At 65.8% G+C, this 19,782-nt stretch carries 3 protein-coding genes; 2 read left to right on the forward strand and 1 reads right to left on the reverse strand.

What is annotated here, in order from left to right:
- Nucleotides 1-122: 122 nt before the first annotated feature.
- Nucleotides 123-15,812 (forward strand): calcium-binding protein, encoded by a 15,690-nt coding sequence (locus RH950_RS04785; RefSeq protein WP_350054228.1) that lies wholly within the window; start codon nt 123-125, stop codon nt 15,810-15,812.
- Nucleotides 15,813-15,875: 63 nt separating this feature from the next.
- Here the strand turns inward: RH950_RS04785 and RH950_RS04790 are convergent, their stop codons facing one another.
- Entirely contained in the window at nt 15,876-16,547 is a 672-nt protein-coding gene (locus tag RH950_RS04790) for a glutathione S-transferase family protein (RefSeq protein WP_350054230.1), read from the reverse strand.
- Between the two features lie 389 nt (nt 16,548-16,936).
- Between RH950_RS04790 and RH950_RS04795 the strand changes: the two genes are divergently transcribed.
- On the forward strand, nt 16,937-19,782 hold a 2,846-nt coding region (locus RH950_RS04795), incomplete at its 3' end, for a beta strand repeat-containing protein (RefSeq protein ID WP_350054232.1).

Genomic DNA, 19,782 nt, shown 5'->3' on the forward strand with positions numbered 1-19,782 from the left:
CAATCATGTATGCAAAACGCACTCTCCGATACGACGAAATTCGTAATTTCTTTATCTTTTCATGCAATAATTTGCGGATCGGCAGATCCGACACACAACATCTGCGCTCCGCGAGAAAATAAATGGCAGAGCTGAACGGAACAGACGCAAACGACAGGTTGAACGGGACCGGCGGTGCCGACACGATCAATGGTGGCGCGGGTGCGGACACAATTGACGGTGGCGCCGGAGCGGACTCTCTCCTCGGCGGCCTCGGCGACGACCTGCTGCTCGGCAGCGCGGGCGCGGAAACCTCCGTCAATGAACTTGCCTATGACGACACGCTGGATGGCGGCGCCGGTAACGACACCCTGCGCGCCGGCGGCGGCAATGACGTCTACGAGTTCCGCATCGGCGGCGGCCGGGACGAAATTCTCGACGAATATCACATTTATCCGAAGAACCCGCTCGGCGGCCTGCAGCCGGTCCAGCAGGTGGATGGCGGCTTTGACACGCTGCGTTTCGGTTCCGGCATCTCCGCCGACAATCTCTGGATAACTGTCAGCGGCGGCAATCTTTATGTCGCCATCAGGCAGCCCGGCGTGGACCTTTTCGATTCCGACGACCTGGTGGTGATCCAGGGTTGGGCTGACACGGATACCCGGATCGAGCAGTTCGAATTCGACGACGGAACGGTCTGGACCGTGGACGACATCCTGGGAAACATCTCCGGGTCGGATGCCGGCGATGTGATCGACTGGGGCACCAGCGAGGAAATCACGGTCTCTTCAGGAGAGGGTGACGATTTTGTCAGCTCGGGTTCCGGGGCTGATTCAATTGACGGCGGCACCGGCGCCGACACCGTGAGTGCCGGTGCCGGCAATGACGACGTTTTCGGCGACGAGGGGGGCGACCACCTTTTTGGCGAAAATGGCGACGATACTCTCGGCGGCGGCGCCGGTGACGATACGGTCGATGGCGGCGATGGCGACGACATTATAGACGGTGGAGACGGTGACGATCTGCTGCGCGGCTCCGGCGGCGAGCGCGGCAACGTCAATGAGGAAACCGGAAACGACACCCTCAGGGGCGGCACCGGTGCGGATACCCTGCGCGGCGGTGGCGGCGACGATGTCTACCGCTTCGGCGTCGGCGACGGTCAGGACCAGATCCACGACGAATATATCCACACCCAGATGGCGCCAGGCGATCAGGTCGTTCTTTTCACGCGCGACGAGAACGCCGGCAACGACGTGATCCGCTTCGAAGACGGTATCACCGCGGATGACATCTGGATCGACCTTGTCGGCGACAATCTGGTTGTCGGCATCCGGGACGGTGAGACCGATATTGTCGATCTGGACGACCAGATCACCATCATTGACTGGCGCGATTCCCTGAACCGCGTCGAGACGTTTGAGTTCGATGACGGCAGCCAGATGAATGTCGCCGACATGCTGCAGAACATTTCCGGCAGCGCAGGCAACGACACCCTGACCTGGAGCGACGCCGACAACACCAGGATGGATGGCGCCGGCGGCAATGATTTCCTGTCCGCGGCGGGCGGCAACGATACGCTCTCCGGCGGCGACGGCGACGACACCATCCGGCTCGGGAACGGCAGCAATCTCGGCGATGGCGGCGACGGTGCCGACGCGATCTTCGGCGGGACCGGCAAGGACACGATCAGCGGCGGCGGCGGCGACGACTTTATCGACGGCGGTGCCGGCGAAGATGTCCTGATGGGCAATGACGGCAATGACACGATCCGTGGCAGCGCCGGCCAGCGGGGCTCGATCAACGAGGCGGCCGCGAGCGACACCCTGTCCGGCGGCGCCGGCGATGACGAATTGCGCGGCGGCGGCGGCAACGACAGTTACGTCTATCGGGCCGGTGAAGGCCGCGACACGATCCTCGACGAATATGTCTATACCGGCCGGTCGCCGCTCGGCACCGTCTATTCGCCGTATGACAGGGATGGCGGCGAAGCGGACAGCCTGCAGCTCGTCGGCGACGACATCATCCAGAACACGACGTTCTCCCTCGACGGATCGACACTGAACGTCTCCGTCTGGCAGCCGGGTGCGGTCAGCCTCGACGATTATGACGACCTTGTGCAGATCCAGCGCTGGACCGAGGATTTCCGCCGGGTCGAGGGTTTCGAATTCACCGATGACGGCATCACCGTCACCGACACGCAGCTGCTTGATGTCTTCAATGACATTTCCAGCGGCGACGATGTCATCGATGCAAGCTTCATCGGTCTCGGTCTCGACGCCGGCGCCGGCAACGATCAGGTGACCGGCGGCGCCTATGCCGACCGGTTCGCCGGCGGCGCGGGCGACGACACGCTGTCCGGCGCCGGTGGCAATGACGTCCTGCAGGGCGGCGCGGGCGACGACTCTCTCGCCGGCGGGTCCGGCGACGACCTTCTTGTCGGCGGGGCCGGCAGCGACACGCTCGCAGGCGGGTCCGGCGCGGACACCTTCGCCGGGACGGCCGAATCTTTCGATGGCGACCTGATCGCCGATTATGAAGACCACGATGTCGTCCGCTTCGACAATGTGCAGCTTACCGAGGCCGACGTCACGCTGACTGCCGAAAACGGGCAGACCACGGTCGAAATCGATACCAACGGTGACGGCACACCGGACGTCACCTTCACGGTCAATGGTGAATTTATCGCCGCCCAGGTCACCCAGAATGGCGGCAGCTCCGATCTCCAGTTCAGCACGGAGTCGCTTGACGACACGCTGACCGGAACGGCCGGCGACGACACGATCAATGGCGGCGCCGGCAGCGACGACATTTCCGGCGGTGACGGCGACGATTTCCTGATCGGCGGCGACGGCAACGACACGATGGACGGCGAAGCCGGGAACGACACGGTGCTCGGCGGCGCAGGCGATGACAGCCTCGACGGCGGTGTCGGCAATGACAGCGTCGACGGCGATGCCGGCAGCGACACGATCGACGGCGGCGCCGGCAATGACGTGCTCGAGGGTGGCGACGGCGCGGACACGGTCAGCGGCGGCGCGGGCGACGATACGGTTCTCGGCGGTGAGGACAACGATCTGGTCGATGGTGGCGCGGGTGATGATTCACTCGACGGCGGCAGTGGCGAAGACACCGTGATCGGCGGCGACGGCAATGACAGTGCCGATGGCGGTGCCGGCGACGATACCGTGCTCGGCAATGCGGGTGAAGACACGCTCGATGGCGGCGACGGCGACGATCTCGTCGATGGCGGGAACAGCAACGACCTGCTCGACGGCGGTGCCGGCGACGATACGGTTCTCGGCGGCGCGGGCGGGGATAATCTCGGCGGTGGCGACGGCAATGACAGCCTCGACGGCGGCGACGGTAACGACATCGCCGAAGGCGGCGCGGGCAATGACACCGTACTGGGCGGCGCCGGCGACGACACGCTGGATGGCGGCGACGGCAACGATCTGGTCGATGGCGGTGCCGGTAACGACACGGTCACCGGCGGCGCGGGTGACGACACCGTGCTTGGCGGCGCGGGTGAGGACACGCTCGGCGGCGGCGATGGCAATGACAGCCTGGATGGCGGCGCGGACAACGACACGCTGACGGCCGGCGCGGGCGACGACACCCTGATTGGCGGCGACGGCGATGATGTCGCCGAAGGCGGGTCTGGCGACGACAGCGTGGATGGCGGTACCGGCGACGACAGCCTGTCAGGCGATGCGGGCAACGATACACTTGAGGGCGGCGACGGAAACGACAGCCTTGTTGGCGGCAGTGACGACGATCTTCTTATCGGCGGCGACGGCGACGACACACTCTCCGGCGAAGCCGGCAACGACACGCTTTTCGGTGACGATGTCGAAGATACCGTGATCGGCGACGACTGGAACGAATACCAGGAAGACGAAGACAGTGTCTCGGGCTCTAACGGTGATGACAGTGTCTCCGGATCCAATGGCGACGACAGCGTCTCCGGATCCGACGGCGACGACTCTGTCTCGGGCTCCGGCGGCGACGACAGCGTCTCCGGGTCCGGCGGCGACGACTCTGTCTCCGGCTCCGACGGCGACGACAGCGTCTCCGGCTCCGGCGGCGACGACTCTGTCTCCGGCTCCGGCGGCGACGACAGCGTCTCCGGCTCCGGCGGCGACGACAGCGTCTCCGGGTCCAGCGGCGATGACTCTGTCTCGGGCTCCGACGGGGACGACAGCGTCTCCGGGTCTGGCGGCGATGACTCTGTCTCCGGCTCCGACGGGGACGACAGCGTCTCCGGATCCGACGGTGACGACAGCGTCTCCGGATCCGGCGGTGACGACAGCGTCTCCGGATCCGACGGGGACGACAGCGTCTCCGGGTCCGACGGGGACGACAGCGTTTCCGGGTCCGACGGTGACGACAGCGTCTCCGGATCCGATGGTGACGACAGCGTCTCCGGCTCCTCCGGCGCCGACACCGCCTCCGGATCCGACGGCGCCGACAGCGTCTCCGGCTCCGGCGGTGACGACTCTGTCTCAGGCTCTGACGGCGATGACAGTGTCTCCGGATCCGACGGGGACGACACCGTTGTTGGTGAAGACACAAGCGACGGTGGTTTCGACGAAGGTGATTTCACGGTCACCGGTGGGTCTGGCGACGACACGATTTCCGGCGATGGCGGCGACGATACGCTGAGTGGCGGTGACGACGACGATGTGTTGATCGGCGACGACACAACGGGCAGTGGTGACGGCGCCGACAGTGTCGCGGCAAGCGGCAACGACCTGCTCGATGGCGGCGCGGGCAACGACATTGCCTTTGGTGGCGCGGGCAATGACACCATCGACGGCGGCACCGGCGACGACACATTGGTCGGCGGTATCGGCGATGATTCCATGCTGGGCGGTGACGGCGACGACCTGATGCTCGGCGAGGAAGGCGAAGACACCCTTCTTGGCGGCGCCGGCAGCGACACGCTGGTCGGCGGCGACGGAAACGACTCGGTCGATGGCGGCGCCGACAGCGATCTGCTGTTCGGCAGCGCCGGGGACGATACGGTCGATGGCGGCGCGGGGGACGATACTGTCCTCGGTGGCACCGGCGACGACGTGGTCCGGGGCGGCGCGGGCAGCGACCTGCTTTATGGCGGCGACGGCGCGGACACCTTTGCGGGCACGGCGGCCGAGCTCAATGGCGAGACCATCGCCGACTATGACCAGGATGGCGGCGATGCCATTCAGGTCGACGGCGTGGTTCTGAGCGCCGATGCCTTCTCGTTCGAATCCGCTGACGGCAAGACCATTGTCTCTGTCGACACCACGGGTAGCGGGACAGCAGACACGACCTTCACCGTCCTCGGCGATTACAGCTCCGTCACAACAACCGAGATGGACGGCAACACCCGCCTCCTCTTCGGAAATGGCGAAGACACCGTCTCCGGCGGCGACGGCAACGACACGGTCTCCGGTGGCGACGGCAACGACACCGTCTCCGGTGGTGATGGCAATGACACCGTCTCCGGCGGCGATGGCAATGACACGGTCTCCGGTGGCGACGGCAATGACACGGTCTCCGGTGGCGACGGCAATGACACGGTCTCCGGTGGTGATGGCAATGACACGGTCTCCGGTGGTGATGGCAATGACACGGTCTCCGGTGGTGACGGCAATGACACCGTCTCCGGCGGTGATGGCAATGACACCGTCTCCGGCGGCGATGGCAATGACACGGTCTCCGGCGGCGCAACCCCTGGCGACGACAGCCTCGTCGGCACGGAAGGCGACGACACCATCACCGGCCTTGCCGGCGACGATACAATCGATGGCCTCGGCGGCAACGACCTGCTCGACGGCATGGAAGGCGATGATACGGTCATCGGCGGCGCCGGGGATGACACCGTGCTGGGCGGTGACGGCGACGACACACTCGATGGCGGCGATGGCGGCGACTCGCTTGATGGCGGTGCCGGAAACGACTCTCTTGAAGGCGGCGCGGGCAATGACAGCCTGACCGGCGGCGACGGTGTCGATTCGCCCGTCACCGAAACCGGCCGCATCGACGGCAGCAATTTCACCTCGACCGACAGCGGCTTCCGCATCACCGCGACCCGCTCCCTGGAAAACGGCGACCGCAGCGAGCCGAGCGTCGATCATGTGACATCGAACTCGGATGGCCTCGGCGTCGACGGCGCGACAGGCGGCCCGTCGGGGCAGCTCGGCTATGATCCGGGCCTCGGCTTCTCCGAAGAGCTGATTGTCGAGTTCGACAATACCAGCACCGGGGCGACCGTGGAGATCGCGCGCCTGTTCAACAACGAGGGCAATGGCGGCGAACAGGGCCACTGGACCGCCTATCGCGACGGTGAAGTCGTCGGCGAAAACGACTTCCAGGCTGCAAGCAGCAGCTCCACCACGCTGACGATCGACGTCGCCGGCGGCTTCGACAAGCTGATCTTCTCCGCGACCGATTACGCGAACGGGCCGAACGGCGGCAGTGATGCCAGCGACTATCTGGTCAAGAGTATAGAGTTCACCACCGAAACCGCTGCGTCGGGCAGCGACGACACCCTGATTGGCGGTGCCGGCGATGATGTGCTCGACGGCGGCGCAGGTGCCGACAGCCTCGATGGCGGCGCGGATAACGATCTGATCTCCGCCGGCGGCGGAGATGACACCGCCCTCGGCGGCGACGGCGACGACACGATCGATGGCGGCGACGGCAACGATCTGGTCGACGGCATGGACGGCGACGATACGGTTACGGGCGGCGCAGGCGACGACACCGTTCTTGGCGGTGCGGGCGACGATACGCTCGGCGGCGGCACAGGCGATGACAGCCTCGACGGGGGCACAGGCAACGACACCCTGACCGCAGGCGACGGCGACGACACTCTGGCCGGCGGCGACGGCAATGACCTCGCCGAGGGCGGTGCAGGCGCGGACCAGATCTCGGGCGGGGCCGGCGACGATGCGCTCGACGGCGGCGACGGTGCGGACAACCTTGATGGCGGGGACGGCGACGACCTCCTTGAAGGCGGCGCAGGGTCGGACACGCTCGCCGGCGGCGACGGCGCGGACAGCTTCGTCGGCGATCTCGCCGATCTCGATGGCGATGTCATCAGCGACTACGACGCGGATGACGGCGACCTGGTCATTGCCAATGCGGAATTCGGCGACGATGCAGTCACGCTGGATTATGCGAACGGCGAGACAACAGTCAGCATCAGCGCAGACGGCACCGACGCAACCTTCACGGTGACCGGGGAATACCACTCGGTCACCACCACGACCGACAACGGCCAGACCTCGATCTCCTTCTCGCCGGATGTGACTGCGACAGAGGGCGACGACAGCTTGGTCGGCACGGATGGCGACGACACCATCTCCGGTCTCGCGGGCAACGACACCATCGATGGCGGCGACGGCAACGACCTGGTCGACGGCATGGACGGTGACGACACGGTTACGGGCGGTGCAGGCGACGACACCGTGCTCGGCGGCGCGGGCGAAGACACCCTCGGCGGCGGCACTGGCGATGACAGCCTCGACGGCGGCGACGGCAACGACATACTCACTGCGGGCGACGGCGACGACACATTGATCGGCGGCTCCGGTAATGACGTTCTGGATGGCGGCGCCGGCAACGATAACCTCACCGCCGGCGAGGGCAGGGATACGCTCTATGGTGGTGACGGAGATGACCTGCTGAACGCTGAGGACGGCATCAATACCGTCTTTGGCGGCGCCGGTGAGGATACTCTGGTCGGTGGACAAAGCGTTCATAATCTCAGCGGAGAGGCCGGAGACGATCTGCTGGTTGGCGGAAGCGGTACCAGTGTTTTGGACGGTGGAGAAGGTAACGACACGCTGGATGGTGGTGACGGTACCGACATCATAAATGGCGGTAGCGGTGACGACACTATCTACGGCGGAAACTCCGGCGACTGGCTGGTTGGCGGCAGTGGAAACGACCTTGTTTCAGGCGGCGCGGGAAATGACGAGGTCGTCGGTCTAGACGGAGCGGATACTCTCGTTGGCGGGTCCGGCGCAGATGATTTCGCGGATACCCGCGTTGAACACATGAACGGTGATTTGATCACCGACTATAGCCCGGAAGACGGCGACCGGCTTCTCCTCACAGGAGAATTCGATGAAAGCGCCATCACGCTGACCGTCGAAAACGGCGAAACCATCGTTGAAATTGACGAGGATGGCGACGGTTCCGCCGAAGCGACTTTCACCATGATTGGTGAATTCAATTCGGTCACCACCGCGACCGAGGATGGTCGGACCTCGATTTCCTTCTCTCCGGACGTCACGGCGTCGGAAGGCGATGACAGCCTGACCGGGACCAGCGGCGACGACACCATCGATGGCGGTGACGGCAACGACCTGCTCGACGGCGGCGACGGCAACGACACGGTCACCGGCGGCAACGGGGACGATACCGTGCTCGGCGGCGCGGGCGACGATACGCTCGGCGGCGGCCTCGGCGACGACAGCCTGGACGGCGGCAGCGGGAACGACACGCTGACGGCCGGTCAGGGCAATGACACGCTGGACGGCGGTGACGGCGACGATTATCTCGATGGCGGGCTTGGCGACGACACGCTGACCGGCGGTGCCGGGGACGACACCGTGCTCGGCGGCCAGGGCAGCGATACCCTCGGCGGCGGCGACGGCAATGACAGTCTCGACGGCCATACCGGCGACGACATCCTGACGGCCGGCGCGGGTGACGACACCCTCAGCGGCGGCGACGGGGATGATTTCCTCGATGGCGGCGCGGACAATGACAGTCTCGACGGCCATACCGGCAACGACACCCTGTCGGCCGGCGCGGGCGACGATACCCTGAGCGGCGGCGATGGCAATGACGTGCTTGATGGCGGCGACGGCGATGACAGCCTCGATGGCCATACGGGGAACGACAGCCTGGCGGCAGGTGCCGGTGATGACACCGTCGCTGCCGGTGACGGCGACGACACGCTCGACGGTGGCGACGGAAACGACGTTCTCGACGGCGGCACGGGCAATGATGCGCTGAACGGCGGCGCGGGCGATGACAGCCTGGTCGCAGGCAACGGCGCGGATACGCTCGATGGTGGCGGCGGCAGCGACACGCTGGAAGGCGGCGAAGGCGCGGACAATCTTGTCGGCGGGGCCGGTAACGATCAGCTTTCCGGCGGCAGCGGCGACGATGTGCTGGATGGCAGCGACGATGACGACCTGCTTGAAGGCGGCGCGGGTGCGGACACGCTGGCCGGCGGTTCAGGCGCCGACAGCTTTGTCGGCTCCCTCACCGACCTGAACGGCGACAGCATCACCGACTACAATCCGGAAGACGGCGATCTGGTGATTGCCAATGCGGAATTCGATGACGATGCGGTAACGCTGACCGTCGCGAACGGCGAGACCACCGTGGTGATCGACAGCAATGGCGACGGCAGCGCCGACGCCACCTTCACCATGGCCGGCGAGTTCAACTCGGTCAGCACGGTCACCGAAGACGGCGCGACCTCCCTCTCCTTCTCGCCGGACGTCACGGCCTCGGAAGGCGATGACAGCCTCGTCGGCGGCGACGGCGACGACACGCTCACCGGCCTTGGCGGCGACGACACCATTGATGGCGGGGACGGAAACGACCTGGTCGATGGCGGCGACGGCAATGACACGGTCACCGGCGGGGCCGGCGACGACACCGTGCTCGGCGGCGCGGGTGAAGACACGCTTGGCGGCGGTCTCGGCAATGACAGCCTCGATGGCGGCACCGGCAACGACATTCTGACCGCGGGCGATGGCGACGACACGCTGGTCGGCGGCGACGGCAATGACATGGCCGAAGGCGGCGCGGGTAACGACGCCCTGTTCGGCGGCGACGGCAGCGATGCGCTCTCCGGCGATGCCGGGGACGACCGTCTCGACGGCGGGGCCGGCGACGACACGCTGGTTGGCGGCGCAGGCTCCGACACCCTTTCCGGCGGGGCCGGGCGGGACAGCCTGAATGGCGGCGAAGGCGGCGACCTCTACGAATGGAGCGTCGACTCGAACAGCAACATCCGTCACCTGCAGACCGGCGATCCGGAAAACCCGACCCTGGTCGGCGATGCAGAGACTTTCGACCCGACCAATCCGGGCCATGCCCGGTACGACAATTACAAGGATGACGGCGATACCGGCATCGACACGCTGACCGGCACCGACGGCAACGACAATATCGCCCTCGATTTCGGCGGCGAGCGGCTGCAGGGCATCGAAGTCATCGATGGCGGCGCCGGCGACGATGTGCTGGATCTTGCCAGCAGCCGGTACGGCTATGACGACGCCACCCTGATCGGCGGCGATGGAAACGACGTGCTCTGGGGCAACCAGGGCGAGGATTATCTCGACGGCGGGGCCGACAATGACTGGCTGGCCGGCAATTCCGGCGACGACACGGCCGACGGCGGCGCGGGCGACGACAGGCTCGACGGCAATTCCGGCAATGACAGCCTGCTCGGCGGCGAAGGCGCGGACACGCTCGACGGCGGCAGCGACGCCGATACGCTCGAGGGTGGTGCCGGCGAGGACCTGCTTGACGGCGGCAGCGGCTCCGACAGCCTTGAAGGCGGCGACGGCAATGACACGCTCAATGGCGGCGCCGGCACCGACACGTTGCGCGGCGGCCAGGGCGACGACCTCTACAAGGGCACAGCGGCCGATCTGAACGGCGACACACTGGCGGATTATGCCGGCGGCGAAACCGTCTCCGTCACCGATGCCACGTTCGGCGCGGAAGCCGTCACCCTGACTGTTGCCGACGGCAAAACCACGGTCGCGATCGACAGCACCGGCAGCGGCAGCGCGGACACCACCTTCACGATCGACGGTGAATATCGCGGCGTCATCGCCAGCGACAGCAACGGCAGCACGGACCTTGTCTTCACCGAGGAAGTACAGGGCCGGGTCATCATCGGCACACCGTATCAGGACGGAATTACCGGCACCGAAGGCGACGATACGATCAGCGCCCTCGGCAGCAACGACACGGTCTTGGGCGGCGACGGCGACGATCTGGTCTCCGGCATGGACGGCAATGACCAGCTGTGGGGCCAAGCCGGCAATGACACCCTGAGCGGCGGCGACGGTTACGACCGTCTGTCCGGCGACAGCGGCGACGATCTCCTGGATGGCGGCACAGGAGCTGACGTTCTTGACGGCGGTGCGGGCAATGACAGCCTCGACGGCGGCGCAGGCAACGACTACCTGACCGGCGGTGACGGTGACGATTTTGTCGCGGGCGGCGACGGCCGGGACAACATCATCGGCGGCGACGGCAACGACACGCTGTCCGGCGGCAGCGACTATGACCGGATTACCGGCGGCGCCGGCGAAGACCTGATCGACGGCGGCGCCGGCAACGATCTGGTCAGCGGGGGCGATGGAAATGACATCATTTCCGGCGGTGACGGCGATGACAGGCTCAGCGGCCAGGACGGCGACGACAGTATCGAAGGCGGCGACGGCGAAGACACGCTTGTCGGCAGCAACGGCGCGGATACCCTCGGCGGCGGGGCAGGCCGCGACCAGCTGAAGGGCGGCGACGGCAATGACGTCCTGGACGGCGGCGCTGATCGCGACAGCCTGTCCGGAAATGATGGCGACGACTCCATCATCGGCGGCGCGGGCAACGATCATGTGATCGCGGGCAACGGCAACGACACGGTCGACGCCGGTGCGGACGACGATTACGTGATCGCGGGAAATGGCGATGACAGCGTCGACGGCGGCGACGGCGAGGATTATCTGCGCGGCAATGACGGCAACGACACCATTGAGGGCGGCGCCGGAAACGACAGTATCTCCGGCGACAATGGTGACGATGTCCTTGACGGCGGTGCCGGCGACGACACGGTTACCGGCGGAGACGGCGACGACATCGTGCGCGGCGGCGACGGCGAGGATACCCTCGGCGGCGGACGCGGCGATGACAGTCTCGACGGTGGCGACGGCAACGACACGCTGACCGCCGGCAGCGGCAACGACGTGCTGGTCGGCGGCGCCGGCGACGATTTCCTGGAAGGCGAATCCGGCAGCGACACGCTCTCCGGCGGCGCCGGTGCGGACAGGTTCTATGGCGAGCTTTCGGATCTCGACGGCGATGTCATAGAGGACTACAGCGCCGATGACGGCGACGTGGTGATCGTCGATCGCAATATCGACGAGGACGACATCACCCTGACGGTCGCCGACGGCAGGACCACGGTCTCCATCGACACCAACCATAACGGCCATGCCGAGGCGACCTTTGTCCTCAACGGCGCCTTCACCGCAGTCGAGGCGGACAGCCACCACGGCAAGACCACGCTCGTCTTCACCCCGGCAGAGCCGGACGGGAACAGCGCCACCGAAGGCGATGACAGCCTGCTCGGCACCGCTGCGGACGACACCATTGACGGGCTCGGCGGCAACGACACGATCGATGGCGGCGACGGCAACGATCTGGTATCCGGCGGCGCGGGCAACGATACGGTCACCGGCGGCGCGGGCGACGATACCGTGCTCGGCGGCACGGGCGACGACACGCTCGGCGGCGGCACCGGCGATGACAGTCTCGACGGCGGCGCGGGCAACGACACGCTGACGGCCGGCGACGGCGACGATATCCTCAGCGGCGGCACCGGCAGCGACCGTCTCGAAGGCGGGACCGGCAGCGACACGCTTTATGGCGACGGCGAGAGCGGCGCAGGCGGCGATCTCGAGACCATCCGCATCGACTCCTCGAATTTCGGCGAGACCGGCAGCGGCTTCACGGTCACCGCGACCCGGGCGTTGCCGAACGGCAGCCAGAGCGATGCCAGCGTCGACAACATCGTCATCGAGCGGGACGCGCTTGGCGTCGAGGGCACGATGACATCGGGCGGCATTCCCAATCAGCTCGGTTATGACCCGGCGCTCGGCTTCTCCGAGGAGCTGATTGTCGATTTCGACAATATGGCCACAGGCGCCAGCGTGGACATCCTCCGGCTGTTCGCCAACGAGGGGAATGGCGGCGAGCAGGGACACTGGTCGGCCTATCGGGACGGCGAGCTTGTCGGCGAGGACGATTTCACGGCCCCGAGCGGCGACCAGACCACCATCACCATCGATGTCGAGGGCGGCTTCGACAGGCTGGTCTTCTCCGCGACCGATTACGCGGGCGGCGATGACGGCAATGCCCAGGACAGCAGCGATTACCTGATCCGCAGCATCGAAGTGACCACCGACCCGAGCGCCAATGCGTCGGCCGACGACACCCTGATCGGCGATGCCGGTGACGATGTCATCTATGGCCAGCAAGGCAATGACGTGCTCGATGGCGGCGCCGGCAACGATCTGCTTGAGGGCGGCGACGGTAACGACACCCTGATCGGTGGCGATGCGGAGACGTCCGAAGAACTCGGCCCGGAGCTGATCGTCAATGGCGATTTTGAGGATCTGCCGGGCAACCTGAACCATGGCAACTGGGGCACCTTCACGGCCATCGACGGCTGGACCGCCGAAGACCTGACCCCGACCAGCGGCGGCACCGCGCCGATCGAGATCCAGCGGGGCGCCGTGGGCGGCGCGCCGCAGCAGCCGGACGGCTGGGCCGACGACAATCATGTCGCCGAACTCGACAGCCACCCGGAAAATGGCGGCACCTCCGGCGACACCAATGTGCTGATGGCGCAGACTGTGACTGTCGCGGAAGACGGCGAGTTCCGCTTCAGCTTCGACTTCGCGGCGCGCCAGCTCGGCAACCAGGTTTCGGAAACCAGCGAACTGACGGTCTGGGTTGACGGCGAGCAGGTGCTGAAGATCGACGATGCGGCCCGGGAATGGTCGCACCAGACCCTGTCCGTCAGCCTGACGGCGGGCGCCCATGTCATCGCCTTCAGCGGCGGCGACGCGGACGGCACGTCAGACCAGTACGGCGCCCTGATCGACAATGTCTCGCTGCGGCAGATCACGGAAGCGAGCCTTAACGACACCATCATTGGCGGCGCGGGCGACGACGTGATTTCCGGCGGCACCGGCGCAGACAGCCTGATGGGCGGCGCCGGCAACGATGTCTTCCGCGGCACCGCTGCGGAGCTCGAAGGCGACCGGATCGGCGACTATCAGACAGGGGATTCGATCATCCTCACCGGTCTCGAGCTCGCCGAGGGCGACGTCAGCCTGATGGCGGACGGCGCGAACACGCGGGTCTGGATCGACACCGACAATGACGGCGTGCCGGATACTTCCTTCCTGCTGGTTGGCGAATTCGAGAGCGTCAGCATTTCCGCCGACGGCGACAGCACGCTCACTTTTGCTACGGGCTCCGGCGAAGAAGAAGACGAGGCCATCTACGGCACGGAAGGCGACGATTCCCTCGGCGCCACGGAGAATGACGATGTGCTGGATGGCCTGGCCGGCAACGACACGCTCAACGGCCTGGCCGGCAACGACGTGATCTATGGCGGTGACGGCGACGACCGGGTCAGCGGCGATGACGGGGCGGACAGTCTGTTCGGCGGTGCCGGTGCGGACAGCCTCTATGCGGATGCCGACGATGCCGTGATCGATGGCGGCGACGGCTATGACAGGGCCTTCATCAATATCCGCCAGGCGCGGGACGGCGCGGACTTCCAGAATGTCGAGCAGATCAATCTGACGGCGAACGCTTCCTGGGAATCCGGCTGGTCCCTGCTGACCTCGACCGATATCGACGGTGACGGTGACGAGGACATGATCTGGCGCAATGCCGACAGCGGTCGTGTCACAGCCTGGTCCATGGAAGGCTCCGTGGTTGTCGAGCGCAGCATACTGGGGACCCTGGACGATAACTGGTCGGTCGCGGCGATCGAGGATTTCAACGGCGACGGCACCAACGATCTGCTGATCCGGAACAGCGCCACTGACGCGGTTTCGGTCTGGGAGATCGACGGTACAGCCGAACCTACGAAGGGTTTCTCCGGTTTCCTCGGAAACAACTGGGACATCCTCGGCACCGGTGATTTCGACGGTGACGGCAAGGAAGACTTTGTTGCCCGGAACGACAATGGCGGCGCCGCCTCGGTCTGGCGCATGGATGGGGCGACCCCGCTCGAGAAGAGCTATGCCGGCACCATCGGCGCGGACTGGAATCTGGAATCGGTTGCTGACTTCAACGGCGACGGCAAGGACGACCTGTTGCTGCGTGACAGCAGCTCCGGCACCGTCTCGGTCTGGGAAATGGACGGCGGCACAGCATCGAACAAGAGCTACGCCGGCGCCCTCGGTTCCGACTGGAAGGTCGAGCATGTCTCCGACATGAACAGCGACGGCAAGGACGACCTGTTGCTGCGGAACACGGCCGACGGCACCATCTCCGTCTGGGAGATGAATGGCGGCGTGGCCTCGAACAAGGGCTATGTCGGCACCCTCGGATCGGGATGGTCGGTCGAAGGCTTCGCGGACTTCAACGGCGACGGCACGGACGACATGCTGATCCGCGGCAGCAACGGCGGCGTCTCGGTCTGGGAGATGGACGGCGCCACCCTGCTGAATGCCGGCTATGCGGGCGATATGAATGCCGACTGGGCGGTGCGCGGTCTCGCCGATTTCAATGGCGACGGCAAGGCCGATATCCTGGCGGAGAACACCGCGACCGGTGCGGTCTCGGTCTGGGAGATGGATGGCTCGATGGCAACCAACAAGGGCTTCGTGAAGTCCCTCGGCGCCGGCGAGAGCATCACCGATATCGCGGATGTGAATGGCGACGGCAAGGCGGATATCCAGATCACCGCCGCCAACGATGGCATCTCCTACTGGGAGATGGATGGCAGCGAGCTGAAGAAGGCCATCCACGGCGGACATTATTACGTCGACACGCCGTTCATCTAGGACCTCTTGAAAACAGAGCCTCCGGAGACGCGCACCGTCCCCGGAGGCTTTGTGTGTTTCCGGTTATCCCGCCAGATGCATAGCCGGGTCGCGGATCGCATCGAAACTCGGCCGGGCAGACACCTCAGCGTAATATCGGGCGAGGGTCGGCGACAGCGCATCCACCCCCGCCAGCAGGGCCCAGCGATGCACCCGGATGGTCATCGGGATATCCCCGTAGCTCCAGCTGTCTGAAGCGATATGCCGGGTCCGCGAAAGCTGTGTGTCGACAATCCCCCAGGCCCGGCCGAGAGCCGCCCGGGATGCCGCGGCGATCTCCGGGTCGCGCTGGTCTTCCGGCAACCGGATGGTGTGTTTCACCAGATTATGCATCGGCGGAATGAGCTCGTTATTCTCCCACATGATCCAGCGGGCAGCCGACGCGAAGCGCCCGATATCGGACCCGTAGAACCTGTCGGGATCATATTTCATCGCGAGATACTGCAGGATCGCGTTCGATTCCCAGAGCACGAAGCCGTCATCCAGAATCGTCGGCACCGTCCCGTTCGGATTCATCGCCCTGTAGTCAGGCGTATCCACCACACCGAACGCCTCGTTTCCCTTCGCCACATGGCCGTGTGCCCCCATGGTTCCGCTCGCCAGGGTGAGCTCGAACGGCAGGCCGAGTTCCGCCAGGGCCAGCAGCACCTTCTGCGTGCGCGCCGATGTCGGCCGCCCCCAGATCCTGATGCTCATGACATTTCTCCGACTAAGTTCAAGAGGCCGGCACAGAAACTAGCACCCGATCCGCGCCGACGGCAGCGGCTTTCCTGAAAGCGGCGGAAGGGCCGGTTTCTCCTGCCGTCAACCGTTGGGATGCAGAAGCGCGGACCCATTCCGCGCCATGCGCGCATTGGCCGGATGCCCCGTCGAAGAATTGAGGTTTTTCTGTTCTTTCCTCAAATGCTAACTATTTTTTAGGGGTTCTCGGCTAGAACATCGAACCATGTCACCTTCCAATAGGATGGATTTAGATAAATTTTTATTGAAATTATCCTCAAACTTTCCTATTACAGGTAACTTATGGTGAGCAAGGATACCGGCGAGAGAACCGCGCCGGTGGTACACGCGCTCTGGAGCACAGAATGGCAAAATCGTCGCGCGGAAAAAAAGACAAGGACGATGACGACAAGGATGTCGATCAGTCCGTGGACGGCCTTGCATCGGGTACGGAAGACGACGACGAGCTTACAGGCTCGTCCGGCGCCGATACGATTTCCGGCCTTGGTGATGACGATACGCTCTCCGGGGCCGGCGGCAACGACCAGCTGTTCGGCGGTGACGGTGACGATTATCTCGACGGTGGCGACGGCGACGACCTGCTCTATGGCGGCGAGGACGACGACACCCTGTCCGGCGGCGCCGGCAACGACACCCTTTATGGCGGCGACGACAAGAACAGCCTGTTCGGCGATAACGGCGACGACTATCTCTATGGCGGCGACGACAAGGACACCATTTCCGGCGGCGACGGAAACGACACGCTGATCGGCAATGCCGGCGACGACGACCTGCGCGACACCTCCGGAAACAACTATTTCGACGGCGGCGCCGGTAAGGACAAGATCACCGCCGGCCAGGGCAACGACACCATCCTCGGTGGCGACGGCGACGACAAGATCACCGGCGGCGCCGGCAATGACAGCATTGATGCCGGCGACGGCGACGACACGGTCTCCGGCGACTACCAGAACGACACCATTCAGGGCGGGGCCGGCGACGACAAGCTCTATGGCCGCGGCGGCAATGACAGCATCGACGGCGGTGCCGGCGACGATACCGTGTCCGGCGGCTGGTCCCACGATACCCTGTCCGGCGGCGATGGCGACGACGTCATTACCGGCGCGGGCGGCAATGACAGTATCGATGGCGGCGCCGGCAACGACGATATCGTGGCCGCGTCCGGAGACGACACGATCGACGGCGGCGCAGGCGACGACACCATTTCGGGTGGCGGCGGCAGCGACAGCATCGACGGCGGCTCCGGCAATGATTCCATCCGCGGCGCCTATGGCAGCGAGACCCTGCGCGGCGGCGACGGCGACGACACCATCTCCGGCGGTGGCGGCAGCGACCTGATCGATGGTGGCGCCGACGACGACCTGATCATCGCCTCCTCGGGTGACGACACCCTGTCCGGCGGCAGCGGCGACGACACCCTCTCCGGCGGCGGCGGCAGCGATGTCTTTGACGGCGGGGACGGAAACGATTCCATCATCGCCGGCGGCGGCAGCGACAGCATCCAGGGCGGCGCGGGCAATGATGTCCTGAGCGCCGGCGACGGCGACGACACCCTTGCCGGCGGCAGCGGCAGCGACACCCTCGCCGGCGGCAGCGGCAACGACGTGTTCGTCGGCAGCGCCGCCGCGCTCGACGGCGATCATTTCAGCGACCTTGAGATCGGCGAGACCATCCGCCTGACCGGTGCCAGCATCGGCGCCGGTGCGGTCAGCATGACCAGCGCCGACGACGTCACCACGGTGACCATCGATACCGACGGCAACGGCACCGCGGACATCACCTTCACCCTTGCCGGCAGCTTCGGCAGCGTCACCGCGACCGAAACGGACGGCGGTACCAACCTGCAATTCTCCGTCGGCCCGCTCTCCGGCACCGAAGGCGACGATGTGCTGTCCGGCACCAGCGATGCGGACGTCATTTCCGGGCTTGCCGGCGACGACACTTTGTCCGGCAAGGGCGGCGACGACAGCCTCGACGGCGGCGACGGAAACGACCTGATCAAGGCGGCAAGCGGGGACGACACGCTCGACGGCGGCACCGGGGACGACACGCTTTCCGGCGGCGGCGGCAATGACAGCATCCTCGGCGGCGACGGTAACGACCTGGTCAAGGCCGGCAGCGGCACCGATACGATTTCGGCCGGCGCCGGCGACGACACGCTTTCCGGCGGCGGCGGCAGCGACAGCATCGACGGCGGCGCCGGCAACGATTCCATCATCGGCGCCTATGGCAGCGAGACCCTCAGCGGCGGCGACGGCGACGATACCGTCATCGGCGGCGGCGGCAACGATCTGATCGACGGCGGCGCCGGCAATGACGAGATCACCGGCAACTACGGCAACGACACATTTGACGGCGGGACCGGCGACGACACCATCTCCGGCGCCGGCGGCGCCGACCTGATCGAGGGTGGCGACGGCAACGACTCGCTCCTCGGCGGCGATGGTAGTGATACCCTTTATGGCGGCGCCGACAACGACACGCTTGAGGGCGGGGCTGCCGGCGACACGATCTATGGCGGCACCGGCACCGATCTGTTCAGCGGCACCGGCGCCGAGATCAACGGCGACCATTTCGCTGATCTTGAAGCCGGCGAGACCGTCCGCATCACCGGCACCAGCTTCGGCGCCGACAAGGTCACCCTGAGCACTGAGAACGGCGTCACCACCGTTGGCATCGACGCCAATGGCGACGGCTGGCCGGAAATCAGCTTCACCCTGGAGGGCAGCTTCGCCGAGGTCGCCCTGAGCGACGACGGTGGCGCCACCAGCCTGACCTTCGCCACCGGCCCGCTCACCGGCTCGGCCGGCGACGACAGCCTGACCGGCAGCACAGAGGCAGATACGATCTCCGCGGTTGCAGGCAACGACACGATCGACGGCCTTGCCGGTGACGACGTGCTCGACGGCGGCGCGGGCAACGACGAGATTACCGGCGGCACCGGGAACGATGCGCTGACAGGCGGTCTTGGTTCAGACACGCTTTATGGCGGTGCGGACAGCGACACCTTGTCGGGCGGCGCAGACGCCGATGTTCTTGACGGCGGTGCCGGGAATGACGTTCTCGACGGCGGCGCGGGTGACGACACCATCCATGCCACCGAAGGCACTGACACCGTGTCCGGCGGCGACGGCAACGATGCCATTTACGGCGGTTCCGAAGGCATCATCGACGGCGGTGCCGGCGACGA

Origin of the sequence: Nisaea sp. (genome assembly GCF_040217065.1) — a bacterium.
In the GTDB taxonomy this organism is placed as follows: Bacteria; Pseudomonadota; Alphaproteobacteria; order Thalassobaculales; family Thalassobaculaceae; genus Nisaea.